Here is a 24,344-nt window from a genome sequence, read left to right as displayed (position 1 = left end):
AAATGAATTACAATATCCTGTATAATTTTATTTGTATTATTATAATTTTTAAATTATGATATTCTTCTGCCGAAAAGCAGCTTAGAAATGTATTAATTTGTTTGTATTGATTTATTACACTGCCGAGCAGGCAGCTTTGAAATTCAAAGATAACTTGATAAGTAAACATGCGTAACCGTTTTTAAAGTCATGGGCAACAAGGGGCGTTGACAAAGGCGGCGCGGCGTAGGTCGCGAGTCGGCTTTAAAATCAGTTAAGCGTTTTTACTTAGTTATATGTACCTACTAAATAGGCGATTCTTGTATTATTTGTAGGTACAATATCACCGAACTTGAACAAAGGGTGATATATGAAAAGCGAATCAAACCATCAAAATATTTTAAAGGTCCGCATGGATGCGATGACCTTGGAATTACTGGAACGGGCCAGAAGCTATGTCGATTTGGATAAAAGTAAATTCATACGGCAATGTATCCGCGAAAAAGCAGAGGCGATTATTGCCGAGCATGAGTCTACGCACTTTGGCGAGGAAGATTGGCAGGTGTTTTTCGAAATGCTGGATAGTCCGCCAGAACCTACCGAACGCATGAAAAAAGCAGTCTTCACTTATAAAAAAATAATTGATAATGAAGAAGTTTGAGCTTTTGGAACCCGAGAGGCACGACCGAAAATCGTTCGATTGCGGCGTTCCGGCGCTGAATCTGTATTTGCAGCGTTTCGCCAATCAGGACCAAAAGCGCGGCCTGAGCCGTGTTTATGTGCTCTCGGAAGGCCGGCATATTATCGGCTATTACACGATCAGCGCGGACTCCGTTGCTACCGATGCCTTGCCGGACAAGGCGAAATTCGGAGCCTATGCGAAAGCGCCTTTTTTATTGTTGGGGCGTCTCGCCGTCGACAAGCGTTTCCAGGGCCAAGGTTACGGCGATGCCTTGATTTTTCATGCCTTCAAAACTACCGCGGAAGCGGCGGAAAAAGTCGGTATCCTGGGCTTCGTCGTCGAAGCAAAGGACGATCGAGCGGTTTCTTATTACGAGAAGTTTGGGTTCATCAGGTTGATCGCCACCCCAAACCGGCTGGTGCTGCCTTTCTCGGCAATGAAACCGCTGCTTTAACGATCGTCGATCTTCCAGAATCCCAATTGTTCGCCATACGCGAAGCGTTTGCCGTTGTTAATATCTTTTTCAGAGACTTCTACGTTGATCTCGCCGTAGCGTAAAGCCGTCCCCAGCAGCGATAGTCCGGATTTTTCGGCTTGCTGTTCGAGCAGTTCCCGATAGTCGCGGTGCAGCCACCAGCGTTCCTTCTCCCGGCCAGTCAGTTCCACACGAGACACTTTGTAAGTCTTTTCGACGGTATTGATGCCGTCTTCGCGCGTTTTTTCGACAAAGCGGGAGTTGCCTTTTTCGTCCGGCACATCATACAAAGTTTGTTCGCACGTCTGTTGGCGGAACGGCGTCAGATTTTGCGGCAAGCCGGTCAACCACCAACAGCCGTCCAGCCAACCCTGCAAACTTTCGGGGCCGCATTGCGCATAAGCGGTCAATAGCGACTGAATACGGCGATGTTCCAGATCGGCCAGATTGTTTCCGGGCTGCGGCTTGGGACTGCACCGGATACGCGGCAGGGCGTCGATGCTCGACAATTGTGTTGCCGGAATCAGCTCCGATAAATCGTGCGTATTCAAGCGGTTGTTTTTGTCCTCATAACCAGGGTAACAATAGGCAGGTTCGCCGTCCGCTCCGAGCAAGGCCCGCAGGTTGTATCGCAGCAGCGCGATGTTCGGTTCCGAGGGCACGAGCTCCCGATGACGCAGCACGCGTCCGGCCAACTGGATGATCGAACGGTAAGAAGACGGCTCCACCACGGCCCAATCGAAATCGTGATCGCGCCCCACTTCTTCGACCGGCGTTGCGACCAGGATAAAGATCAGATTTTCCGCAAGACTTTCATGAAGATGTCTTCGAATGACAGGGTCGTTGCAACCGGCGTCGGGACGGTTGCGCTTTAGCACGTCATCCAGATGCCGTTCCTGGTGATGGCGCAATAGCAACACCTGCCGGCTGTGGTAGGCCATGACGCGGATATCGATGCCTTCGGGCCAGTCGGCCGCCGCCAGATAACGGGCCAACTCGACGCAGGGCGTAACGTTGGCCATGCGCACGACGCCGAACGATACCCGCTTGCCGTGGTCGGGCTCAAGAAAGGCATGGCGGCAGTGCAGGCGCACGATCGTTTGCGTAATCGCAGCGAAATAGGATTGCTTGAGCCCGTCTAAGTCGCCGCCCGGCCCGGGACATTCGACCATTTCGCCGATGCGCTTGACCTGCGTTTTATCCGGGTTTTGCAGGTTGGCGCAGCGTTTTTCGATAAAACCGGCGTGCGCTTGCCGGTAGCCGCTCAAATCGGCGTTTTGCAGCGTTCGAACCCGGCTGTCGAATTCGTCGATCCAGGTGCAGCCGATTTGGCTCTTGACTCTTCGGCTTTGCGCAAACAGCCGCCAGCCGCTTCGGTAGGCGTTGAAATAGCCTTCAGCCAGATCGGGCGGAATGGTGGCCGAAGAAATCATCACCTTCCGTCCCAACATGCCTGCCAGATGGATCAGGCGGCCGATCGCGACCAAATCGTCGCCGTCAAAGTCATCGATCTCGTCGATGACCAGATCCGAAGACATCAGGCGCAAGCACGGTAAAATGTAGCGGCCGCCGCGCCGGGTTTCGGTTGCCGCCATCAGATGGTCGACCGTACAGGCCAAAACCGGCGCGTAGAGAAATTTTTGTTTGCGTTTGTCGATTCTACCGCTCCGATCGGTCCAGACGGTACCGAGCGCACTGAGCGCCTCTTCGGGAATATCGAAATCCACCTCGTTGTCTTCCCACAACGCTTCCGCTGATTCCGAGCCGCCTTGTTGGTTAGCGGAGGCGTCCTCTTTCAAACCCTGTTGCGCCTGCGTATGCAGTTCCAGCACCGCCCGCGAACCAATCATGACGGCCAGTTCACTGTTATCCAGGCCGATGCGGCTCCGGTATTCGTCGCCGGTTTGCAAGGTCAGCGTGCGCAGACCCAAGGCCAGCACGTAGCGCAGACTGTCGCCGCCTTCGGACAAGGACTGCATGATTTTGGCGTTGGCCAGGGTTTTACCGCTGCCGGTGCTGGCCATGTTGACCGCGAAAAATCCGTAGCGCCCGCCGTCGGCATTCGCTTCGGTTTTCCAGGCTTTGATTTTATCCACCGCCTGATCCTGCCAGCGAAATCTTTTGTCCGTGCTTTTCTTTTTCAGGCGTTTGACATCGTAAACCGGCGGCGGGTCGCTTTCGAACAGCGGCAAACGGCGCGCGATCGTGGTGGCGCATTTGCCGACGCGTACCAAATGTTCGTCCAGGCGCTGCTTGAGATCGGCATTTTTATCGGTATTGGCAAATAAGGGCAGATCCTTGGGCCAGTTGCCGTCGGCATCCTGCGAAGAATACTGGTGATCGCCCAACATCAGGCATAAACGCGCATGGTGCAGCAACAGGCGGTAGCTGCCGTCGGCCAGCGCCGCTTCGACTTGCGGCAGGCGGGCCAGCAATTCGCCGGCCCATTTTTTCAGTTGCTCCAGCCAAGCTTGGGAATGGGCCAACAAGCCGTCGGAAAAGGTCAAACAGTCGCCTTGACGGTTTGCTTCGGCTTCGTTGCGATAAGCCCATACGGCGGTAATGCGCTTCAACGCCTGTTGCAGGCTTTCGGCCGGCGTACTGCGCCATTCCCTGGCCACGTCCCTGGATTTGAAGTCCGGTAGTTTGTGATGCGTTACGACCAGCCAGGCAATCAGGCATGCCACGTCAGGCAGGGCAGCCATCGGTTTGTCGTCGAGGCTGCGCACTTTTTCGGCCAGAGCCGTTTCGTCGACAACGCCTTCCGCCAGGCGTTTCAACCATACCGCATCGCTCGGCTCGCCGTCGATCATGGCCGCCAGCAGCAACACCGAAACCCACTCGTGGCGCAACGGATCGGGCGGCTTTTTCGCGCGCAGTTTTTGTTGGAACCACAGCGACGCCTTGCCCCAATCGTGAAACAACGCCGCCAGCGCGGCCAGAGTTTTGATCAACGGCAAATCATGCCAATCGTTTTCCCTGACTCTGCCGGCGATTTCCTGCCGGGTGGTATTGACCGGCACGATGCCCTGCGCATTGAATCGGCTTCGATTGCCGACGATCCAGACCAGTTCGCTGCGGCCGCGGCTGCGCAGCCAATGGCAGGCGACGGCGGTATTCTTGGAAGCGGTTTTGCGCAGCAGTTTTCTGACCGCATCCAGGCCATCCTGGGTAATTACCGTCTGCCAGGTACGGTCGCCGATCCGGTTGGCGAAACTGTCGAGCACGCGCCGGGTTTTATCGAGCGCATTTTTCTCGCATTGCGAGACGAATGTCACCATCATAAAAGGCGACCTTCCAGGCTGAGGTTTTTGACCGTATCGAACATGAAGTCCAGCGCCTTATGTTCTGCAAAACTTTGCAGGCACTGCTGGCGGAATTCCTGCTCGTTGTTCCGTTCTTTGGCGCAAATGAAGGCCCAGGGCAGCACAAGCGTATCCTTGACCAGATCGGCGACATCGAACACCAACGCGCCGCGCCGGGTTTTGCCGTGCATGACCGCAAAGCCGTGCGGAATGCCGAGGACCCAGAGTGTCGTCGCCGCCAAGCCGTAGGCCAGATAATTGCCGTGATTCAAAAACGCGTTGGCGTCGTCTTCTCCGGCATGGTCCCGCGTAAACCCGTCCGTTCGGGTGGCCTGGGCCGCGATTTTATACAGATTTTTGGTCAACTGCGCTTCAATGGTCAGTAAATCGGTCACACTCGGACTTTGGGTTATTCTGGCGTTGAAGCTGTTCAAAGCCCGTTCCACGTCCGCATCGTCGGCATAAAACCCGTAATTTTGCAGTTCCCTGTCTTTTCCCCAGACCCGCTGCAAATAATCGAGCCGAAGCCGCTGCAACCGCTTGGCAACTTGCAGGCGCTTGCTTTCATCGAACCAAAACGACAGCCAGCCTTGCACATATTCGGTCGGCCGGTATTCGCTTTGCGGCGACAGCCATTCCACTTCATTGCCAGCCAGTAACGGCGTTCCGCCGCCACCGCAAAAACCGATCAATACGCCTGCCGATGCCAGCATTCTGACGGCGGCCTGGGTGATGGACGTACCGGTCCCCAACAAAATCACGGTAGTATTGGCAATCGGGATATTCCAATACTGTTTTTCTTCTTTGCCTTCGGTCAGGTAAAGCACCCGCCCGTCTTTCTGCATGACGCGGCATTTTTCCAGGTAATAGATGTTGGCGCGTTTGGAATGCAGAATGGCTTTTAAATCGGTGAGTTGCTCCATGGCTTTATATTTTTTCACAATTTGAGTTTGTCCCCGATATCCACAAGGCGGCCTTCGCCGCCGCAGCGGAATGGCGTGCGCAGCTTCTGCCGAAGTCAGCCTTTCGTTCGGTGGCAAATAGATCATCGGGACATTTAATTGCTCGGCCCTTTTAACCGGCGCCGACAGTCTAACAAACCAACTACATCCCGGCAATGATCGGGAAACCGCCTTCGAATCTTTGGAGCGCTGCTCTGCAATCTGAATCGATTAGCCACGGGCGGATATGCAGATCTCGATACGGATCGCTTACGGCAAGGTACTTTGCAGCCTGATCTTTTTCAAAGCCCGTAGGGCGGGCCGGCGAGGGAAACCCATCGTTCGCGATTGATGCGCTGCGCAAGGTTCAGCGCCTCTTATCAAGATGTACCGGCGTGTTGGGTTAACGGTAAAGCGGTTAACCCCACCTGCCCGGCTTCAGCCAAGCCAGGAATCTCAATGTAACTTATCGATTTATTTCCTGTCATTGGTTGCGTAAAGGCAATGAAATTGCTCCTGCCGCAATGATGAGGAGGAAGTATGAAAGTAATAGTTGGGTTAGCGGGTTTGTTCGCGATTCTTATCAATAGTCCTTTATCTGCCTGCGATATTGTCAATAAACGGGATATTTATGTAGCCGACCGAATCGGTGTGGCGGGTAATTGTTCAAACAATGGCGAAAAAATCGAATGTTACGAGGTAGGCGAATACTATGGCGGCCTGACCTGCGAGGGGCCCATAGGAACCAACAGCGGCTACAATTTAAGGGACCTGATCTACGCTGTTTGCGCCTGTTCGTCCGAAGATCAGGAAAGGATTGACGAGCAGATGAACCAGGAACTCGAATAGCCCGGATTGTGCTCCGGACGAAACTTGTCGATTCAGTCGACGGCTGGAAGGCGGTTTCGTGTGCGCAAATCACTACCGTTCCTGGTAAAGAGTATCTTTTCCGCAGAAGAGGAGCTAACCGCTGATCCCGATAAGGTATTAGGCTGACTCTGTAGGAGCGAGCGATAAAAGCAATCCCGGAGAGCGTGGCGCAATAGGCAGCGCATGAAACCCGGTCTTCGGCGAAATACTCGTCCCATGCTGACGGCTTTTCGCTATTTGAATTGGATCTTGAGGCAGGAAGCACCCGCCGGCATCCGCTTCCCGTTCGAGAATGAAAGGATCTCCAATGCTCGGCCTTTTGCACGGTGTGGGAAATTGAACAAACCGCCACTTCCGGCAAAGCCAAGGGAACCGCGTTCGAATCCTGAATAATCGTCTCGTCAATCTGATAGGGCTTCGGGGAGCCGGAAGATAGGTAGCGTTCGACGAGAATCGATCGATGCAGACGCTTTGAAAAAAATAGCCTTATTTCTTGAACTCCAGCCTAACGATATTGTCTAATTCTTTTAGAATTGTAAGCACCGGACTCAATGACAAGTTCATTGCGATCGTGGCGACCGGATTAAGGATACAAACGCCCGGCGCTTCCCAAAACCCGAGCCAGGGCGTTTCGGAACCGTCAGCCGGACCATTCCACTTGTCATTCACCGTAAGCGGAGCATTCATCGATGGTTGCCGAAGCCTCTTCCGTCTCGCATATCCTGCCGCTGCTCGTTTATTTCGGGGCCATCCTCGCCATTACCGCCGTCATGCTCGGCGGCGCCTATTTGCTGGGCCAACGGCATCGCGCGCCGCGCGCGGAGGAACCCTTCGAGTCCGGCATCGTACCGACCGGCGACGTGCATCTCCGCTTCTCGGTGCAGTTTTATCTGATCGCGATCTTTTTCGTGATTTTCGATATGGAAACCGTCTTTCTGTTTGCCTGGGCGATCGCCGTGAAGCAGACCGGCTGGACGGGCTTTATCGAAGCGTCGATTTTTATCGGTATTCTGATCGCGACGCTGATCTATCTTAATGCGATCGGCGCGCTCGACTGGCGAACCCGACGGCAGCGCCTTGAAGCCGCCCACCGCCAACACTTGGGAGAGAAGCATGCATTGGACCTTGACCCGCGCCGAGGATGATCCCGCCCCGCAACCGGGAGGACATGCCAATGAGGAAACCCTGCGCCAGAGCTTTCTGCTCGCCAGGCTCGAAGACATGGTCGCCTGGGGACAGGCCCATTCGGTCTGGCCTTTCAATTTCGGGCTGTCCTGCTGTTATGTGGAAATGGCGACCGCCTTCACCAGCCGGCACGACATGGCCCGCTTCGGCTCCGAAGTGATCCGGGCGTCGCCCCGCCAGGCCGATCTGATCGTGATTTCGGGCACGGTATTCCGCAAAATGGCACCGGTCATCAAACGGCTCTACGACCAGATGCTGGAACCGCGCTGGGTGATCTCGATGGGCTCCTGCGCCAATTCCGGCGGCATGTACGACATCTACAGCGTGGTGCAGGGCGTGGACAAGTTTTTGCCGGTCGACGTGTATGTGCCGGGCTGCCCGCCCCGCCCCGAAGCGCTGCTGCAGGGACTGATGCTGCTACAGCAGGCGATCGGCCGGGAAAGGCGGCCTTTAAGCTGGACCGTCGGCGAGCAAACGGTCATCAAACCGGCCGAAAAACCCAGCTACCGCGATCTGCTCACCGAGGCGAGGATGCGCGCTCGCGAGTTGAGAAGCCCGGACGAACTCTAGCCCCAAGGTCAGCATGAAGGCTTGGAAGGATAAACATCGATGAACGCCGAGGCAGGCAATACCGTGTATTCTCCCGCCGCCTCCGAGATCGCCGAGGCGCTTGCCGAACGGCTCGGAGTTGCCGGCCTTATCCCCCAACCTACCGCCGACGGGATCACCACCTTGTGGGTTCCCCGCGAGAAGCTGCGCACGATCCTGCACTGTTTAAAACACGAGCTCCTCTCTCCTCATGTGATGCTGTTCGACTTGACCGCGATCGACGAGCGCCAGCGCATTCACCGCCAAGGCTTGCCGGACAGCGATTTCACGGTCATCTATCATCTGCTTTCCTTTTCCCGAAACGAAGATATCCGGCTCAAGGTAGCCCTGCGCGAAAACGATCTGCTTCTCCCGACGGTTTTGGACCTCTGGCCGTCGGCGAACTGGTACGAGCGCGAGGCCTGGGACATGTTCGGGATCGTCTTCGAGGGCCATCCGCATCTTCGCCGGATTCTGATGCCGCCGACCTGGGAAGGGCATCCGTTGCGCAAGGATCATTATGCCCGCGCCACCGAAAAGGAGCCTTTCACCCTTCCCGACGAACGCCAGGACATCGAACAGAATGCGTTGCGTTTCGTGCCGGAAGACTGGGGCATGAGCCGGCGCAGCGAAGAGAGCGATTTCATGTTCCTGAACATGGGGCCGAACCACCCCAGCGTCCACGGCGTGTTCCGGATCGCGCTGCAATTGGACGGCGAAGAGATCATCAACGCGCTGCCCGACATCGGCTACCACCACCGCGGCGCGGAAAAAATGGGCGAGCGGCAGTCCTGGCATACCTATATTCCCTACACGGACCGGGTCGATTATCTGGGCGGTTCGATGAACAACCTGCCTTATGTGCTGGCCGTCGAGAAACTGGCCGGGATCGAGGTTCCTCCGCGCGCGGAAGTGATCCGGGTAATGGTCGCCGAATTCTATCGGATCGCCAGCCATCTGCTGTTCTACGGCACCTATGCTCAGGATATCGGCCAGTTGTCGCCGATTTTTTACATGTTTATCGATCGCGAACAGGTCTTCGACATTCTGGAATCGATCAGCGGCGCCCGGATGCATTCGAGCTATTTCCGGATCGGCGGGGTCGCGATGGATTTGCCGAAGGGCTGGGACAAGCGGATTCGGGAGTTTCTCGACCGTTTTCCGGGACGGCTCGACGACTACGACAAACTGGTGATGCGAAACGGCACGATCAAACGCCGCACGCAAGGCGTGGGCGCTTATAACACCCGGGAAGCGATCGACTGGGGCGCGACCGGGCCGGGGCTCCGGGCGACCGGCTTCGGCTGGGATTACCGGAAGGCACGGCCCTACTCCGGCTATCAGAACTTCGAATTCGAAATCCCGATCGCGCAGAACGGCGACTGCTACGACCGCTGCGCGGTGCGGGTCGAGGAAATGCGCCAAAGCGTCCGGATCATCCGGCAATGCCTGGACAACATGCCCGAAGGGCCTTATAAGGCCGAACACCCGCTGACCACGCCGCCGCCGCGAACACGGACGCTGCACGACATCGAAACGCTGATCCAGCATTTCCTGAACGTGAGCTGGGGCCCGGTGATTCCGGCCGGCGAAGCCGCCGTCACCGTCGAAGCCACGAAGGGTCTGAACGCGTACTACCTGACCAGCGACGGCAACGGCATGTCCTACCGCACCCGCATCCGCACCCCCTCTTTCCCGCATTTGCAGATGATACCGATGATGTGCAACGGCATGATGGTCGCCGACCTGATCGCGATACTGGCCAGCATCGATTTTGTAATGGCCGACGTGGACCGTTGAGATGAAGGCAGAAACGAATACACGCGCTTTGAGCGCAACCGAAATCGACGAGATCAACGCCGAATTGCCGCACTATGAAGACAAGTCGGCCGTCTCGATCGAAGCATTGAAGATCGTTCAGAAACACCGCGGCTGGGTTTCCGACGACAGCCTCACCGCAATTGCCGAATACCTGAAAATATCGCCCGCGCAGTTGGAAGGGGTTGCGACCTTTTACAATCTGATTTACCGCCGGCCGGTCGGCAACACCGTGATTCACGTCTGCGACAGCGTCAGTTGCTGGATGCTCGGCGGCGACCGGTTGCGCGACAAGCTGTGCCGGCATTTGAACGTCAAGCTCGGCGAGACGTCGCAAGATGGCGAATACACCGTTTTGCCGATCGTTTGCCTGGGCGCCTGCGACCGCGCACCGGTCGCGATGGTGAACGGCGAACTCAGGCCGGATCTGACCGACAATATCGTACGGGAACTCCTCGGAGAATAAGGCGAGATGGCGACGATGGACAGACCGTTAACCCAGAACATCCGCGCGGACCGTGACTTCGCCACCCTGGCGGATTACCGCAAAACCGGCGGTTACGAAGGACTGAGGAAGGCCGTAACCGACCTCGGCCCGAAGGCAGTGCAGCAATGGGTCAAGGACGCGGGACTCCGAGGCCGGGGCGGCGCCGGCTTCGGCACCGGGCTCAAATGGAGCTTGGTGCCGATCGGCCAGGCGCCGGACCACCCCCCTTATCTGGTGGTCAATGCGGACGAGATGGAGCCCGGCACCTTCAAGGACCGGCTGCTGCTCGAAAAGGACCCGCATCAGTTGATCGAAGGCATCGCCATCGCCGCTTATGCGATCCAGGCGCAAACCGCTTACATCTTTCTGCGCGGTGAATACCGCCTGGCCGCCGAGCGCTTGACGCGGGCCCTGCAGGAGGCCCGTGCGGCACATTATGTCGGCGCGCATCTCCTCGATTCGGATTTCTCGCTCGATATTCATCTCCATACCAGCGCCGGCCGCTATATCTGCGGCGAAGAGTCGGCGCTGCTGAATGCACTGGAAGGCAAGCGGGCCACGCCGCGCCCAAAACCGCCCTTCGCGGTGGTCAGCGGCCTGTGGGGCCGACCGACGGTCGTGAACAATGCCGAGACGATCTGCAACGTGCCGCATATCCTGCGTCATGGCGCGGACTGGTACAAAGGGCTCGGGCGCGGCGCCGATGCGGGCACGAAGCTGTTCGGCGCCAGCGGCCGCGTCAAACGCCCCGGCCTGTGGGAACTGCCGATGGGCACGCCGATTCGCGAAATCCTGGAAGAGCATGCCGGCGGCATGAAGGACGGCTACCAATTGCGCGGCTTCCTGCCCGGCGGCGCTTCGACCGATTTTCTGCTGCCCGAGCATCTGGACGTGCCGATGGAGTTCGATACGGTCGCCAAGGCCGGCAGCCGGATGGGCACCGGCACGATCATCGTGCTCGACGATAAGACCTGCCCGGTGCGGATGGTGTTGAATCTGGAACGGTTTTTCGCGCAGGAATCGTGCGGCTGGTGCACCCCGTGCCGGGACGGCCTGCCGTGGACAGTGACGCTGTTGCAGGACATCGTCGAAGGCAGGGGCCGTCCCGAAGATCTCGATACCCTGTCCCGATTGACCCGGATGCTCGGCCCCGGCAACACGTTTTGCGCGCTCGCGCCGGGCGCGATGGAACCGCTGCAGAGCGCGCTGAAATATTTCCGCGAAGACTTCGAACGCTACATTTTTCAAAACCGCCCGCTCAAGGAGGCCGTCTGATGGCCCGGATCGAAATCGACGGCAACCTGCACGACGTGAAGGACGGCGACAATGTACTCGCTGCCTGTCTGTCGCTGGGACTGGATCTGCCCTATTTTTGCTGGCATCCGGCGATGGGGTCGGTCGGCGCCTGCCGGCAATGCGCGGTGATCCAGTACAAGGATGCGGAAGACCCTCGCGGCCGCCTGGTGATGGCCTGCCTCACGCCGGTCGCGGATAACCTGCGCATTTCTCTGAATGCCGGCTTGGCCCGGCAATTCCGCCAGGACAACATCGAGCTGTTGATGACCAATCACCCGCACGACTGCCCGGTCTGCGAGGAAGGCGGCGAATGCCACCTGCAGGACATGACGCTGATGACCGGCCACACCGCGCGCCGCTATCGTGGACGCAAGCGGACGCACCGGAATCAATATCTCGGCCCTTTCGTGAATCATGAAATGAACCGCTGCATCGCCTGCTACCGCTGCGTCCGCTTCTACAACGACTACGCGGGGGGCAACGATCTCGAAGTGCTGGGCATCCACAACAACGTGTATTTCGGCCGCTTCGAGGACGGCACGCTCGAAAACGAATTCAGCGGCAACCTGGTCGAAGTCTGCCCGACCGGCGTCTTCACCGACAAGCCGTTCAGCAACCGCTATACCCGGAAATGGGATTTGCAGACCGCGCCTTCGGTCTGCGTGCATTGCAGCCTGGGCTGCAATACCACGCCGGGCGAACGCTACGGCGAGCTGCGCCGGATCGTGAACCGCTACCACGGCGACGTGAACGGCTATTTTCTGTGCGACCGGGGGCGCTTCGGCTACGGCTTCGTGAACAGCGATCTGCGGATTCGCTGTCCGCGAATCGAGGGACAACCGGTTACCGTGGCCGGAACCGCGATCGAGCATTTCAGAACCTGCCTGCAAAACGCGAAAGGCGTGATCGGGATCGGCTCGCCGCGCGCTTCGCTGGAGGCGAACTTTGCATTGCGCAAACGGGTCGGCGAGGCCAACTTCTTTCTCGGGCTCGATGACACCGAACACGACCTGCTCGAATCCATCCTCGACATCATGGCGAACGGCGGCATTCAGACGCCGACGCTCCGCGAAACCGAACAGGCCGATGCGGTCCTGATTCTGGGCGAGGACCTCATCCATAGCGCGCCCCGCCTCGCCCTGTCGCTCCGTCAGGCGGTAAGGAACGCGACGTTGGATCTGGCCAAAAAACTGAAAATTCCGCATTGGCTGGACAACGCGGTCCGGCAATTGCAGGGACAGGCGCAAAGTCCGCTGTTCATTGCCGCCGTGCGCGCCTCGCGCCTGGACGATATCGCGGCCGGGACCTTTCACGGCAGTCCGGAAGCGATCGCCCGGCTCGGCTTCGCGATCGCGCATTACCTGAATCAAGAATCGCCCCTGCCCTTCGGCCTGGACGAAGCGGACAATGCACTGGCAAGCCGTATGGCGGCCCAGTTGCGCCAGGCGAAACGGCCGCTGATCGTTTCGGGCACAAGCGGCTCAAGTCTGGCGGTGATTCAAGCGGCCTACAATGTCGCCAAAGCGCTGCCGGCTCAGGACAAAGGATTGATTTTCGCGTTGCCCGAGGCGAACAGTTTGGGCCTGGCGATGCTCGGCGGCAAGCGGCTGGAAGCAGCTTTCGCGCGCGTGAAAAACGGTTCGGCCGACACGGTCGTGATTCTCGAAAACGACCTTTACCGGCGTGCGCCGCAAGAACAGGTCGATGATTTTTTAAATTCTGCACAACAAACCGTCGCGATCGACCATCTCGAAAACACGACGACCGCGAAAGCCGGCCTGCTGCTGCCCGCCGCCACCTTTGCCGAATCCGAAGGCACTTTGGTCAGCAACGAAGGCAGAGCCCAGCGTTATTTCCCGGTTTATCCGGCCAAAGAACCGGTGCTCGCCGCTTGGCAATGGCTGAGCCGCGTTATTGAAAAAAACCGCTGGAGCCATTTCGGCGATTTGTCTTCGGCCTGTGCGGCGGAAATTCCTGCGCTTGCCGGGCTTGCGCGCCTCGGCCAGGCAAATGCGCCGGCCGTCGAGGGAAAAATCCCCCGGCAACCGCACCGCTACAGCGGACGCACCGCGATGTACGCGAACATCGAGGTCAGCGAGCCCCCTTCCCCGGAAGACCATGAAACGCCGTTCGCTTTTTCGATGGAGGGCGACACCGTCCATGCGCCGCCCGCGATGGTGCCGGTCGTGTGGGCGCCGGGCTGGAACTCGAATCAGGCGATCGGCAAGTTTCAGGACGAAATCGGCGGCCCGCTGCACGGCGGCGATCCCGGCACCCGGCTGATCGAAGCTTCGGGAACCCTGCCCTGGTTCGACGGGATTCCGCCGGCTTACACGCCCGATCCAAAGCTTTGGCGAGTCATCAGGCTGCCGAATATTTTCGCCGGCGAGGAATTGAGCCGGCATTCGCCGCCGATCGCGGAACGGCTTCCGGACCTGTGCATCTTCATGAATCCCGTGGATGCCGAAGCGCTGGCTGTGCGCGACAACGATCCCGTCGAGATTGCCGATGTGGCCGGATTCGCCTTACATAAGCTTCCGGTCCGGATCGAACCGACCTTGTCGCCCGGTTTGCTCGGCGTGACCGCGGGCCTGCCGCCTTTTCAAAATATGCGAAACGACGCCCGAGTCGTGCTGAAAAAAGCTTCGGTCCAAGAGGAGGATCGCCTATGAACGCCGAACTCGGCGAAGCCGCCGACATCGCCGGTATTTTGATTGCGGTGATCGTCGTCGCCGCACTGCTGATCTGGGTCGAGCGGCGCCTTCTGGCTGTCTGGCAGGACCGGCTCGGTCCCAATCGCGTCGGACCGTTGGGGCTGATGCAGGTGGTCGCGGACATGATCAAGATGTTTTTCAAGGAGGACTGGATACCGCCTTTTGCGGACAAACCGATCTTCGTAATCGCCCCGACGATCGTCTTCATGACGGCGCTCGCGGCTTTCGCGGTGATCCCGTTCGCGCCGGGCGTCGGGATCATCGATTTCAATTTCGGGCTGCTTTATTTTCTGGCGCTGTCTTCGCTGTCGGTCTATAGCATCGTGCTGGCCGGCTATGCGTCCAACAACAAATATTCGCTGCTCGGCGGCTTGCGCGCGGCCGCGCAGACGGTCAGCTACGAGGTCTTCATGGGCATTTCGATCATGGGCGTCGTGATGCTGGCCGGTACGTTCGATTTAAGAGAAATCGTCGAGGCCCAGCGCGGCGGCTGGTTTATCGTGCCGCAGTTTTTGGGTTTCGTGATCTTTCTGATCGCGATCGTCGCGGAAAGCCGCCGCGGCCCGCTCGACCTGCCCGAAGCAGAGCAGGAACTGGTAGCCGGCTTTCATACCGAATATTCCGGAATGAAATTCGGGATGTTTTTCGTCGGTGAATATGTCGCGATCATCCTGAATTCCGCGATCATTGCGACGCTGTTTTTCGGCGGCTGGCTGGGACCGTGGCTGCCGCCCCTGGCTTGGTTCTGCCTGAAGACGGGCATCGGGGTCATGTTTTTCATCCTGATCCGGGGCGCCTTGCCGCGCCCGCGCTACGATCAGTTGATGGCCTTCGGCTGGAAAATCCTGCTGCCGGCCGGCCTGTTGAACTTAGTGATCACCGGCGCGCTGGCGCTCCCGCCGGGCTGACCATCGAGACCGGGAGTCTTCCATGCTAAGCCAGTTGCGATCGTTATGGGAAGTGTTGAAACACACGTTCGTCAAAGCGGACACGGTCGAATACCCGGAACAGAAACCGGCGCTGTCCCCGCGCTACCGGGGACGCATCGTGCTGACCCGCGACCCGGACGGCGAGGAGCGTTGCGTCGCCTGCAATCTCTGCGCGGTGGTATGCCCGGTCGATTGTATCGCCTTGCAGAAAACCGAGAACGAAGACGGCCGCTGGTATCCCGAGTTTTTCCGGATCAATTTTTCGCGCTGCATTATGTGCGGATTTTGCGAGGAAGCCTGCCCGACCTGCGCGATCCAGCTGACGCCCGACTTCGAGATGTGCGAATACGACCGGCAGAACATGGTCTACGAAAAGGAACATCTGTTGATCGACGGCACCGGCAAATATCACGATTACAACTTTTACCGGGTTGCCGGGATGGCGATCGGCGGAAAAACGAAGGGGCAGGCTGAAAACGAAGTCCCGCCGATCGATGTGAAAACCCTGTTGCCCTGAAGGAAACCCTATGGCGCCGATCCTGTTTTACCTGACCTCCGCAGTCGCGGTGTTCGCGACGGTGATGATGCTGACCCGGCTGAATGCGGTCCACGGGCTCCTGTACCTGATCCTGTCGCTGTTGGCGGTCGGCGTGATCTTCTTCCTGATGGGCGCCTATTTCGCCGCGGTGCTGGAAGTGATCATCTACGCGGGCGCGATCATGGTGCTGTTCGTATTCGTGATCATGATGCTCAACCAGGGTCAGACGACAACCGCCCAGGAGCGTGCTTGGCTGCAGCCCGGCGTCTGGATCGGGCCATCGTTGCTGGCCCTAATTCTGCTCGCCGAAATGGCCGTGATCATCGTTCACGGCGGTCATATGGAAACCGGCCGGATCGTAAGTGCGAAACAAGTCGGCATCGCCTTGTTCGGCCCTTATCTGATCGCGGTCGAACTGGCCTCGATCCTGCTGCTGGCCGGGCTGGTCGGCGCTTACCACCTCGGCAGGCCGATACCGAAAACGTTACCTCCGGAGAACGGCCCATGAACACGATTCCTTTGGAATTCGGGCTGATGCTGTCGGCGGTGCTGTTCGTGCTCGGCTTGATCGGCGTATTGGCGCGCCGCAATCTGATCATGATGCTGATGTCTCTGGAAGTGATGCTAAATGCCGCCGGACTGGCGTTTATCGTGGCGGGTTCGCGCTGGGGACAGGCGGACGGACAGATCATGTTTTTGCTGGTGCTGACGCTGGCCGCCGCGGAAGTCGGTATCGGACTGGGGCTGGCGCTGCAGATTTTTCACCGTTTCAAAACGCTGGACGCCGATGCGGTCAGCGAAATGCGGGGTTAGTACAGGTAGGATGTGCCGACGTAAGGAGGCGCATCGTTCGCGATGCGATACCCTGAAAGGCATTTGATGCGCTTCACTTCGTTCAGCACATCCTACGCATTTTTCATCTGCCGAGGTATGGATGGCCGCCTCATAGTTGTTAAATAAAAACTTTATTTTGCCCTCATCCTAACCCTCTCCCCAAGGGAGAAGGAATCGTTCTTTGAACTTAGCCGTACAGGAGGATTCGACCGTGTTGCAATTGTTAGGCTGGATACCGCTTTTTCCGTTGCTCGGCTTCCTGAGCCTGGTTTTTTTCGGCCGTCTCCTGTCCAAGCCGACGATTGCCCGGATCGGCGTCGGCAGCGTGGGAATTTCGGCCTTGCTGGCCTTCCTGGTCGGCTTCGAATTCCTGCGCGGCTCGATGGCGCCCTACCGGCTGGCGCTGGGCGCCTGGATCAGCAGCGGTGACCTCGCGATTCCGTTCGACCTTTATCTCGATGCATTGTCGCTGACGATGCTGTTCGTGGTGACCGGCGTCGGCTTTTTGATCCACCTGTATTCGGCCGAATTCATGGAAGAAGATGCCGGCTATGCGCGTTTTTTCGCCTATATGAACCTGTTCGTTGCCGCGATGCTAGTGCTGGTGCTCGCGGACAATCTGCTGCTGCTCTATCTGGGCTGGGAAGGGGTCGGACTCGGCAGCTATCTGTTGATCGGCTTCTGGTACGAAAATCCGGAAAACAGTTACGCCGCGCGCAAGGCGTTCGTGATGACCCGCGTCGGCGACATGGCGCTGGCGTTGGGCCTGTTTTTACTGTTCACCGAACTGCATACGCTCGATATTCAAACGGTGATGGAGCGGGCGCAGAGCCAATGGACGGTCGGCGCGACCCTGCCTGTGGCTGCGGCGGCGCTGCTGCTTGGCGGCGCGGTCGGCAAATCCGCGCAGTTGCCGCTCCAAACCTGGCTGCCGGACGCGATGGCCGGCCCGACGCCGGTCAGCGCATTGATCCATGCCGCCACGATGGTCACCGCGGGAGTTTATCTGATCGCGCGGACGCATGTATTGTTTACACTCGCCCCACCTGTGCAAACCGCAGTCGCCGTGGTCGGCGGGATTACTTTACTGATCGCGGGGTTGTCGGGCCTGGTGCAGACCGACATCAAACGGATCCTGGCCTATTCGACGATCAGCCAGATCGGCTACATGTTTCTCGCGCTCGGCGGCGGCGCCTGGTCGGCGGCGATTTTCCACCTACTCACGCACGCCTTCTTCAAGGCGTTGCTGTTCCTGGCGGCCGGCGCGGTGATCTTCTGTTTCCACCACGAACACGACATTTTTAAAATGGGAGGCCTCCGCAAAGCGATGCCGCTTGCATTCTGGAGCTTCCTGATCGGCAGCGCCGCGTTGGCCGCGCTGCCTTTCACTTCCGGTTATTACAGCAAGCATGAAATCCTGCTGGCGGCCTTCTCGCGTTCGCCGGCGTTATGGGGAGTCGGCTGTCTCGGCGCCTTGCTCACCGGCATCTACAGCTTCCGGCTGGTCTTCGTGGTGTTTTTTGGTAGCCAAACCCGGCAAGTCGAGACGACCATCGGCCACCGGATGGGCATTCCCCTCGTCCTGCTGAGCATTTTGGCGTTGGCGGGCGGCATGCTGCAAATCCCGCTCGATTCGGTCTTTCCGGTCTCCCACGCCGAGGCTGTTTCTCCGCTGGTCTCCCTTGTCACGCTGAGCATGCCGATACTGGGTTTGTTGATCGCGGCGCTTTTTTATCTGACCGGCACGTTTTCGCCGGCCGCTTTCGCGAACGAGCCGATCAGGCGGCTGCTATTCTCGGGCTGGGGCTTCGACGCTATCTATCGGGCGCTGTTGATTCATCCTTTCGCCGCACTGGCCCGATCGAATAAAAACGATCGGGTGGACAGCCTGTACGCCGGCATCGCCCGGCTGAGCCGGCAACTGCACGCACTCGCCACAGTCACCCAAACCGGAAGCGTCCGCGGGTACGCTACGTCGATGGCGTTAGGCTCCGCCATCGTGATCGCGATAGGGCTGCTGTCATGATGCTGTCTTCCTTGATCGCCGTTTTGTTCCTCGGCGGCATCGCAGCCTGGACGGCCGAACGCTGGAACCCGAGCGCGCCGCGCTGGATCGCGATCGGTACGCTGGCCCTGGAAGCCCTGCTGGCCGGCTCGCAATTTGCGGGGCTTGATGCTAGTGCCACCCTTCTCTCTACACCAGGTCTATCATCCGCATGGCTGGCCGAAGTCGATTTGCCCTGGATTCCCCGCTTCGGCATCGATTTTCACCTGGCCGCCGACGGTCTGAGCCTGTTGCTGATCGCACTGACCGTACTGCTCGGCTTTATGGCGGCCAGCAGTTCCTGGACCGAAATCGGCCAACGGACCGGCTTCTTTTACTTCAATCTTTTAACCTGCCTGGCCGGCACGGTCGGCGTGTTTCTGGCGGTCGACCTGTTCCTGTTCTTTCTGTTCTGGGAAGTGATGATCGTCCCGATGTATTTCCTGATCAGCATCTGGGGGCACGAAAACCGGATTTACGCGGCGATCAAGTTCGTGATTTTCACGCAGGTCAGCAGCCTGTTGATGCTGATCTCGATCATCGTGCTGGCGCTGGTCCATTACCATGCCACAGGCGCCTTCACGTTCGATTATTTTGTTCTGTTGAACGCCAGGCTCGATCCCGAATTGTCCATCTGGCTGATGCTCGGTTTTTTTATCGCGTTTACGGTCAAGCTGCCGGCGGTGCCCTTCCATACCTGGCTGCCGGACGCGCATACGCAGGCACCGACCGGCGGCAGCGTGATTCTGGCCGGCGTGCTGCTGAAGACCGGCGCCTACGGGCTGCTGCGCTTCGTGATCCCGCTGTTTCCGGATGCCGCGCACCGGTTCGCGCCGGTGGCGCTCGCGCTCGGCGTGGTCAGCGTGCTGTACGCGGCGCTGATGGCGTTCGCGCAATCCGATTTCAAACGGCTGGTCGCTTACACCAGCGTCAGCCACATGGGTTTCATTCTGCTGGGCGCATTTTCCTGGAACCTGCTCGCGATGCAGGGCGCGGTCGTGACGATGCTCGCGCACGGGCTCAGCGCCGGCGCCCTGTTCATGATTGCCGGTTCCCTGCAGCACCGCCTGCATAGCCGGGAATTCGGAAAGATGGGCGGCTTGTGGCAGGTCATCCCGCAATTGTCCGCCTTTACGCTGTTTTTCATAATGGCGACGCTGGGGCTTCCGGGACTCGGGAATTTCGTCGGCGAGTTCCTGGTGCTTATCGGGGTCTTCCAGGCAAATACGGCCGCGGCCGCAGTCGCCGCGCTCGCACTGATCCTATCGCCGGTCTATGCGCTGATCGTGATCCAGCGAGCCTACCACGGTCCCTTGCAAACACGGCCCCTGCTGGCTGATTGCAGCGTCCGCGAACTGGCCTCGCTGGGGCTGCTGGTCGCGGCCCTGGTCTGGCTGGGCCTGCATCCCCAGGCCGTCCTGGACGTTTCGAAGCCGGCGCTGCAGCCGTGGGTGCAGAACCTCAATGCAAAGGAGACCTGATGAAACTCGGTTCGCTGATCGCTCTGGCGCCTTTTCTGGCAATGACCGTCACGGCCGTTGCCGCGATGCTCGCGATCGCGGTCAAACGGAATTTAGCGCTGATTAACGGGATTGCGGGCGCCGGCATCGTGATCTCGCTGCTGTTGCTCGCTCCGGCCCGACAGCAGGCTCCGGCACAAGTAACTCCGCTGCTGCGGATAGACGATTACGCGCTGTTCTTTATCGCCTTGCTGCTGTGCGCAGGTCTTGCGGTGCTGGGCCTATGCCATGATTATTTCAAGGAACGCGGCGGCGAAAACGAAGAACTTCCGCTGCTGCTCGTCACCGCGCTGCTCGGCGGCTCGGTGCTGGCCGCCAGCAGCCATTTCGCGGCCTTTTTTCTGGGGCTCGAAATACTGAGCATTTCGTTGTTCACGCTGATCGGCTATCCGGTCAATCAATTGCGCCCGCTCGAAGCCGCGATCAAATATCTGATATTGTCCGGCGTGTCTTCCGCCTTTCTGCTGATGGGCATCGCATTCCTTTACGCACAAAGCGGCGAATTGAGCTTCAACGGCATGAGCCGTTTTATCCTGTCCCAGCCGGCAATGAACACCGTCGTGCTGAGCGGCATCGTGCTGATCGTGGCCGGACTCGGTTTCAAACTGTCGTTGGTGCCGTTCCATTTGTGGACGCCGGACGTCTACGAAGGCGCGCCCGCGCCGGTCACCGCTTTTATCGCGACCGTTTCCAAAGGCGCCGTTTTCGCGCTGCTGCTGCGCCTGTTCGCCGAGACCGGCAGCTACGCGTACGCACCGCTCCAGCCGGTGCTCGGCTTCATCGCGGTCCTGTCGATTCTGGGCGGCAACCTGCTGGCGCTGCTGCAAAAGAACGTCAAGCGCCTGCTGGCCTATTCGTCGATCGCCCACATGGGCTATCTCCTGGTCGCCTTCATCGCCGGCGCGCGGATTGCCAAGCCCTTGGTCGTGGAGTCGGTGGGCTTTTATCTGGTGGCCTATTTCATCACCACGATCGGCGCGTTCGGGGTCGTGTCGGTGCTGTCGTCGGCGGATCAGGAAGCCGGCGATATGGCCGTTTACCGGGGCTTATTCTGGCGGCGCCCCTGGCTGGCCGGTACATTTACGCTGATGCTGCTGTCGCTGGCCGGAATTCCTTTGACCGCCGGCTTCATCGGCAAATTCTATATTTTCGCCAGCGGCGCCGACGGAAAGCTCTGGGGCTTGCTGGCGGCGGTCATCGTCGGCAGCGGGCTGGGGCTTTTCTACTATCTCAGGATTATCGTGACGATGTCTACGGAGGAGGATGAAGGAAAAGAAACCGAACTTCGAACAATGCCCGGCGAACAGTTATCCGCCCTAACGCTTGCCGTTTTAAGCCTGTTGCTGGTCTGGTTCGGAATTCTTCCCGAGTCTCTTATCCATTCTATTCGCGCCGTAGCAGATATTTTCGGCAAATAACCCAAACGCGAAAATGTGTTATAGTGCAAACCCTTATTTTTCCACTGAGTTAAACCTCCATGTCCACACCGGCTGAAGACATCTGGGCCATTTTGCGGGAAGTGGCCGAATCGCAAAAAGAAACCGACCGCAAGTTTCAAGAAACCGACCGCAAACTCAAGGAACTCGGCAAGCAAATCGGCGGCTTGGGAGAAAAATTCGGCAGCTTTACCGAAGGTTTGGCGTTGCCGTCGATGGAAAAAATCCTGCGCGAACGTTTCGGCATGGAGGTCGTCAGCCCCAGCGTGCGCGTCAGCAAAGGCGGCGAACACATCGAAATCGACGTGCTGGCCTACACCAACGGCGAGCTCAATCGCGCCTACGTGGTCGAAGTCAAAAGCCATGTGCGCGAAGAAGCGATCAGCCAAATCCTGACTTTGCTGAAACGCTTCCGCGACTATTTTCCCGAGCATAAAAACAAAACGGTCTACGGCATTCTGGCGGCGGTCGACATGACGCCGGCGTTACGCGAGCGCGCGCTCAGTGAAGGGCTTTATGTCGCGCGCATCCATGACAGCGTCTTCGAGATGGACACGCCGGAGAAATTTGAGCCGCAGGCGTATTGATTGTTTAGAGATTAGATAAATAGAAGGGAAAAAGCCCTTATGGCGGAACCGCTAGCGCGTTCCGCCCTACGCGCTCTCGGTCAGCAATCTCTCATAAGGAATATGCAACCCGTCGTGCAAGCGCTTAATCATCCTTAAACTCAACGGACGCTTGCGGTTAAGCACTTCCGAGACCCGGCCGCTGCTGCCGATATAGCCGAGTAGGTCGGGCAACAGCTTCATCGTTGCCCGACGATAGGCGGCAATCTTGCTTCGCTATTGCAACAACCTGGAGCCGCCACCCCATTGGACCCCGGCCATGTCGGGCACAAAAAAACGTGCCCGACCTACGCGGCTATCTGCTGTAGGGCGTTTTCGCGATAGCAAAACGCCAATAGCCGGGTAGGTCGGGCAACAGTCCCATCGTTGCCCGACATTCGGTGGCAATCTTGCCTCGCTATTGCGACAATCCGCAGCCGCCACCCCATTGAACCCCGGCCATGTCGGGCACAAAAAAACGTGCCCGACCTACGCGGCTATCTGCTGTAGGGCGTTTTCGCGATAGCAAAACGCCAATAGCCTTCAAAGCGGAGGCGGATTGCCTAACGGCGAATCCGCCCTACAAGAGCTCGCGTGGAGCCGGGTAGGTCGGGCAACAGTCCCATCGTTGCCCGACATTCGGTGGCAATCTTGCCTCGCTATTGCGACAATCCGCAGCCGCTACTCAATTGAAACCCTGCAATGTCGGGCACAAAAAGCGTGTCCGACCTACTCGGCTACCTGCTGTAGGGCGTTTTCGCGATAGCAAAACGCCAATAGCCTTCAAAGCGGAGGCGGATTGCCTAAAGGCGAATCCGCCCTACAAGAGCTCGCGTGGAGTCCAAAGCTTGCTTTGGTTGATTTTCCAAAGCAAGCTTTGGACTCCATTTTTCTTAACTTAATGACAGCGCGTAGCACGGGTAAAGGCGCCAGCCGAAACCCATCCATCGAAAAAACAAGAACATGCAACGTCCGGAAGTCATCATGATTTACCGTTTCTGGGCGCCTTCAGCAAATCGATAATTTCTTTCAAATACGCCACTTCTTTGTCTTTCTGCTCGACGAGCAATTGCAGTTTTTCCAGCTCGACTTGCAAGTGCATGGATTCGGGCGAGGACTCACCGATGTACCAATTGCCCTGCTTGTTATGCGTGCCAGTCTGGTTGAAAACATTTTTTTCATTTAGCTCCAGCAAATCCACGAGCTTGATGCCGAACAAGGCGGCAATCTGCTCGAGCCGCGACAAATTCACGTCCGTTTCGCCGCGCTCGATACTGCCGTAACCGTTCGGCGACATTTCCAGCTTACTGGCCGCCTCTTCCTGCGACCAGCCTTTCAACTGTCTGAGCAGGCGAATTTTTTCATGTACAGCCATAAAAAACACATCCCATGGGTGAAATACCAAGTCTGGCTTGATTGTAGCAAACTCGCGGCATTTTTATAATTCGAGCAGCAACGTAAAACGTAAGGTGGATTTGCCGACACGACTGCCGGGTAGCGTCGGGCACAAAAAAACGTGCCCGACCTACTCGATCATTTCAGTCAAATGACCGATAACAGGCTCGCATGCCATGAAATAAATTAGCCGGGTAGCCGAGTAGGTCGGGCAACAGCTTCATCGTTGCCCGACGATAGGCGGCAATCTTGCTTCGCTATTGCAACAACCTGGAGCCGCCACCCTATTGAACCCCGGCCATGTCGGGCACAAAAAAACGTGCCCGACCTACGCGGCTACAGCTCTCTTCGGCAAACATTTCAGTCAAATGACCGATGACAGGCTCGCATGCCATGAAATAAATTAACAAGCTCCATGTTATTTCTACCGTTAGAAGACGTTTCTCCATGTGCGACAAAAAAAACAGCAACGATAACCGCCGCAAGCGAAAACAGCCGCTTGCCGACACCCTCATTCCCAATGCCGTTAAATTAAGCCGTCATCTCGGCACGGATTGCCGAGATCCAGACTACAGGGATGTATTGAAGCTCGCCATCCCTGGCGCCTGGATTCCGGCATTCCTTGCCGGAATGACGAATTCCTCCTCTTAACTTAACGACATTACTCCATCCCCTGTACCCAATCATTGAATAAGGAACCCCC

At 57.9% G+C, this 24,344-nt stretch carries 22 protein-coding genes; 18 read left to right on the top strand and 4 right to left on the bottom strand.

All coding sequences use genetic code 11. The features are described 5' to 3' along the window. The first annotated feature begins 349 nt into the window (after window positions 1-349). Together METAL_RS07445 and METAL_RS07440 are read left to right on the top strand one after the other, a co-directional pair. Window positions 350-640, top strand: coding sequence for a type II toxin-antitoxin system TacA family antitoxin (locus tag METAL_RS07445; protein ID WP_005371069.1), 291 nt, complete (start codon window positions 350-352; stop codon window positions 638-640). Then, entirely contained in the window at window positions 627-1,115 is a 489-nt protein-coding gene (locus tag METAL_RS07440) for a GNAT family N-acetyltransferase (RefSeq protein ID WP_005371067.1), read from the top strand. The genes METAL_RS07445 and METAL_RS07440 overlap by 14 nt, the downstream gene beginning before the upstream one ends. On the opposite strand, the gene cas3f is transcribed toward METAL_RS07440, so the two are convergent. Then, a complete protein-coding gene (gene cas3f, locus METAL_RS07435; RefSeq protein ID WP_005371066.1) occupies window positions 1,112-4,420 on the bottom strand; it encodes a type I-F CRISPR-associated helicase Cas3f in 3,309 nt (1,102 codons plus the stop codon). The genes METAL_RS07440 and cas3f overlap by 4 nt on opposite strands. Then, complete coding sequence (cas1f, locus tag METAL_RS07430; RefSeq protein WP_245549490.1) at window positions 4,417-5,382, bottom strand: type I-F CRISPR-associated endonuclease Cas1f; 966 nt, start codon at window positions 5,380-5,382, stop codon at window positions 4,417-4,419. The genes cas3f and cas1f overlap by 4 nt, the downstream gene beginning before the upstream one ends. Before the next feature lie 540 nt (window positions 5,383-5,922). Here cas1f and METAL_RS07425 point away from each other — a divergent pair. The 15 genes from METAL_RS07425 (at window position 5,923) to METAL_RS07350 (ending at window position 22,228) form a co-directional block, all read left to right on the top strand. Then, a complete protein-coding gene (locus METAL_RS07425) occupies window positions 5,923-6,231 on the top strand; it encodes a hypothetical protein (RefSeq protein ID WP_005371064.1) in 309 nt (102 codons plus the stop codon). 710 nt (window positions 6,232-6,941) lie between these two features. Further along, complete coding sequence (ndhC, locus tag METAL_RS07415; RefSeq protein ID WP_005371061.1) at window positions 6,942-7,397, top strand: NADH-quinone oxidoreductase subunit A; 456 nt, start codon at window positions 6,942-6,944, stop codon at window positions 7,395-7,397. After that, window positions 7,366-8,007: an NADH-quinone oxidoreductase subunit B gene (locus tag METAL_RS07410; RefSeq protein WP_005371059.1), complete on the top strand. Its 642-nt coding sequence runs from the start codon at window positions 7,366-7,368 to the stop codon at window positions 8,005-8,007. Before ndhC ends, METAL_RS07410 begins: the two co-directional genes overlap by 32 nt. 39 nt (window positions 8,008-8,046) lie before the next feature. Next, entirely contained in the window at window positions 8,047-9,825 is a 1,779-nt protein-coding gene (gene nuoC, locus METAL_RS07405; protein WP_005371057.1) for an NADH-quinone oxidoreductase subunit C/D, read from the top strand. Window position 9,826: 1 nt separating this feature from the next. Then, window positions 9,827-10,309 (top strand): NADH-quinone oxidoreductase subunit NuoE, encoded by a 483-nt coding sequence (gene nuoE / locus METAL_RS07400; protein WP_005371055.1) that lies wholly within the window; start codon window positions 9,827-9,829, stop codon window positions 10,307-10,309. A gap of 15 nt (window positions 10,310-10,324) precedes the next feature. After that, on the top strand, window positions 10,325-11,605 hold the full coding sequence (gene nuoF / locus METAL_RS07395) for an NADH-quinone oxidoreductase subunit NuoF (protein WP_040578483.1): 1,281 nt from the start codon (window positions 10,325-10,327) through the stop codon (window positions 11,603-11,605). After that, window positions 11,605-14,298 (top strand): NADH-quinone oxidoreductase subunit NuoG, encoded by a 2,694-nt coding sequence (gene nuoG / locus METAL_RS07390; protein ID WP_005371052.1) that lies wholly within the window; start codon window positions 11,605-11,607, stop codon window positions 14,296-14,298. Before nuoF ends, nuoG begins: the two co-directional genes overlap by 1 nt. Next, window positions 14,295-15,248 carry an NADH-quinone oxidoreductase subunit NuoH gene (gene nuoH, locus METAL_RS07385; RefSeq protein WP_005371051.1) on the top strand — a complete coding sequence of 318 codons (954 nt, stop codon included), beginning with the start codon at window positions 14,295-14,297 and terminating at the stop codon, window positions 15,246-15,248. The genes nuoG and nuoH overlap by 4 nt, the downstream gene beginning before the upstream one ends. A 22-nt stretch (window positions 15,249-15,270) precedes the next feature. Next, window positions 15,271-15,786: an NADH-quinone oxidoreductase subunit NuoI gene (gene nuoI / locus METAL_RS07380; RefSeq protein ID WP_005371050.1), complete on the top strand. Its 516-nt coding sequence runs from the start codon at window positions 15,271-15,273 to the stop codon at window positions 15,784-15,786. A 10-nt stretch (window positions 15,787-15,796) separates the two neighbouring features. Next, on the top strand, window positions 15,797-16,315 hold the full coding sequence (gene nuoJ, locus METAL_RS07375) for an NADH-quinone oxidoreductase subunit J (RefSeq protein ID WP_005371049.1): 519 nt from the start codon (window positions 15,797-15,799) through the stop codon (window positions 16,313-16,315). Next, window positions 16,312-16,620: an NADH-quinone oxidoreductase subunit NuoK gene (gene nuoK / locus METAL_RS07370; protein ID WP_005371048.1), complete on the top strand. Its 309-nt coding sequence runs from the start codon at window positions 16,312-16,314 to the stop codon at window positions 16,618-16,620. Before nuoJ ends, nuoK begins: the two co-directional genes overlap by 4 nt. 232 nt (window positions 16,621-16,852) lie before the next feature. Next, on the top strand, window positions 16,853-18,667 hold the full coding sequence (gene nuoL / locus METAL_RS07365; protein WP_005371046.1) for an NADH-quinone oxidoreductase subunit L: 1,815 nt from the start codon (window positions 16,853-16,855) through the stop codon (window positions 18,665-18,667). Beyond that, entirely contained in the window at window positions 18,664-20,166 is a 1,503-nt protein-coding gene (locus METAL_RS07360) for a complex I subunit 4 family protein (RefSeq protein ID WP_005371044.1), read from the top strand. The genes nuoL and METAL_RS07360 overlap by 4 nt, the downstream gene beginning before the upstream one ends. Further along, a complete protein-coding gene (locus METAL_RS07355) occupies window positions 20,166-21,623 on the top strand; it encodes an NADH-quinone oxidoreductase subunit N (protein ID WP_005371043.1) in 1,458 nt (485 codons plus the stop codon). Before METAL_RS07360 ends, METAL_RS07355 begins: the two co-directional genes overlap by 1 nt. A gap of 59 nt (window positions 21,624-21,682) precedes the next feature. Further along, the gene (locus tag METAL_RS07350; protein WP_005371041.1) at window positions 21,683-22,228 is read left to right on the top strand and encodes a DUF3782 domain-containing protein; all 546 of its coding nucleotides are present in this window, start codon (window positions 21,683-21,685) and stop codon (window positions 22,226-22,228) included. 66 nt (window positions 22,229-22,294) lie between these two features. Here the strand turns inward: METAL_RS07350 and METAL_RS07345 are convergent, their stop codons facing one another. Together METAL_RS07345 and METAL_RS07340 are read right to left on the bottom strand one after the other, a co-directional pair. Beyond that, window positions 22,295-22,450, bottom strand: coding sequence for a hypothetical protein (locus tag METAL_RS07345; RefSeq protein WP_245549489.1), 156 nt, complete (start codon window positions 22,448-22,450; stop codon window positions 22,295-22,297). A gap of 778 nt (window positions 22,451-23,228) precedes the next feature. Further along, on the bottom strand, window positions 23,229-23,621 hold the full coding sequence (locus tag METAL_RS07340) for a helix-turn-helix domain-containing protein (protein ID WP_005371039.1): 393 nt from the start codon (window positions 23,619-23,621) through the stop codon (window positions 23,229-23,231). Window positions 23,622-24,088: 467 nt separating this feature from the next. Here METAL_RS07340 and METAL_RS20610 point away from each other — a divergent pair, with 467 nt between their 5' ends. Then, window positions 24,089-24,292 (top strand): hypothetical protein, encoded by a 204-nt coding sequence (locus tag METAL_RS20610; RefSeq protein ID WP_005371037.1) that lies wholly within the window; start codon window positions 24,089-24,091, stop codon window positions 24,290-24,292. The last annotated feature ends 52 nt before the right edge of the window (window positions 24,293-24,344 follow it).

Origin of the sequence: Methylomicrobium album BG8 (genome assembly GCF_000214275.2) — a bacterium.
GTDB classification, from domain to species: domain Bacteria; phylum Pseudomonadota; class Gammaproteobacteria; order Methylococcales; family Methylomonadaceae; genus Methylomicrobium; species Methylomicrobium agile.
This window is presented reverse-complemented; position numbering and strand designations above follow the sequence as displayed.

Coding starts and splice junctions, on each gene's coding strand:
- METAL_RS07445 (WP_005371069.1), top strand. CDS start 350: ATGAAAAGCGAATCAAACCATCAAAATATTTTAAAGGTCCGCATGGAT.
- METAL_RS07440 (WP_005371067.1), top strand. CDS start 627: ATGAAGAAGTTTGAGCTTTTGGAACCCGAGAGGCACGACCGAAAATCG.
- cas3f (WP_005371066.1), bottom strand. CDS start 4,420: ATGATGGTGACATTCGTCTCGCAATGCGAGAAAAATGCGCTCGATAAA.
- METAL_RS07425 (WP_005371064.1), top strand. CDS start 5,923: ATGAAAGTAATAGTTGGGTTAGCGGGTTTGTTCGCGATTCTTATCAAT.
- ndhC (WP_005371061.1), top strand. CDS start 6,942: ATGGTTGCCGAAGCCTCTTCCGTCTCGCATATCCTGCCGCTGCTCGTT.
- METAL_RS07410 (WP_005371059.1), top strand. CDS start 7,366: ATGCATTGGACCTTGACCCGCGCCGAGGATGATCCCGCCCCGCAACCG.
- nuoC (WP_005371057.1), top strand. CDS start 8,047: ATGAACGCCGAGGCAGGCAATACCGTGTATTCTCCCGCCGCCTCCGAG.
- nuoE (WP_005371055.1), top strand. CDS start 9,827: ATGAAGGCAGAAACGAATACACGCGCTTTGAGCGCAACCGAAATCGAC.
- nuoF (WP_040578483.1), top strand. CDS start 10,325: ATGGACAGACCGTTAACCCAGAACATCCGCGCGGACCGTGACTTCGCC.
- nuoG (WP_005371052.1), top strand. CDS start 11,605: ATGGCCCGGATCGAAATCGACGGCAACCTGCACGACGTGAAGGACGGC.
- nuoH (WP_005371051.1), top strand. CDS start 14,295: ATGAACGCCGAACTCGGCGAAGCCGCCGACATCGCCGGTATTTTGATT.
- nuoI (WP_005371050.1), top strand. CDS start 15,271: ATGCTAAGCCAGTTGCGATCGTTATGGGAAGTGTTGAAACACACGTTC.
- nuoJ (WP_005371049.1), top strand. CDS start 15,797: ATGGCGCCGATCCTGTTTTACCTGACCTCCGCAGTCGCGGTGTTCGCG.
- nuoK (WP_005371048.1), top strand. CDS start 16,312: ATGAACACGATTCCTTTGGAATTCGGGCTGATGCTGTCGGCGGTGCTG.
- METAL_RS07360 (WP_005371044.1), top strand. CDS start 18,664: ATGATGCTGTCTTCCTTGATCGCCGTTTTGTTCCTCGGCGGCATCGCA.
- METAL_RS07355 (WP_005371043.1), top strand. CDS start 20,166: ATGAAACTCGGTTCGCTGATCGCTCTGGCGCCTTTTCTGGCAATGACC.
- METAL_RS07350 (WP_005371041.1), top strand. CDS start 21,683: ATGTCCACACCGGCTGAAGACATCTGGGCCATTTTGCGGGAAGTGGCC.
- METAL_RS07345 (WP_245549489.1), bottom strand. CDS start 22,450: ATGAAGCTGTTGCCCGACCTACTCGGCTATATCGGCAGCAGCGGCCGG.
- METAL_RS07340 (WP_005371039.1), bottom strand. CDS start 23,621: ATGGCTGTACATGAAAAAATTCGCCTGCTCAGACAGTTGAAAGGCTGG.
- METAL_RS20610 (WP_005371037.1), top strand. CDS start 24,089: ATGTGCGACAAAAAAAACAGCAACGATAACCGCCGCAAGCGAAAACAG.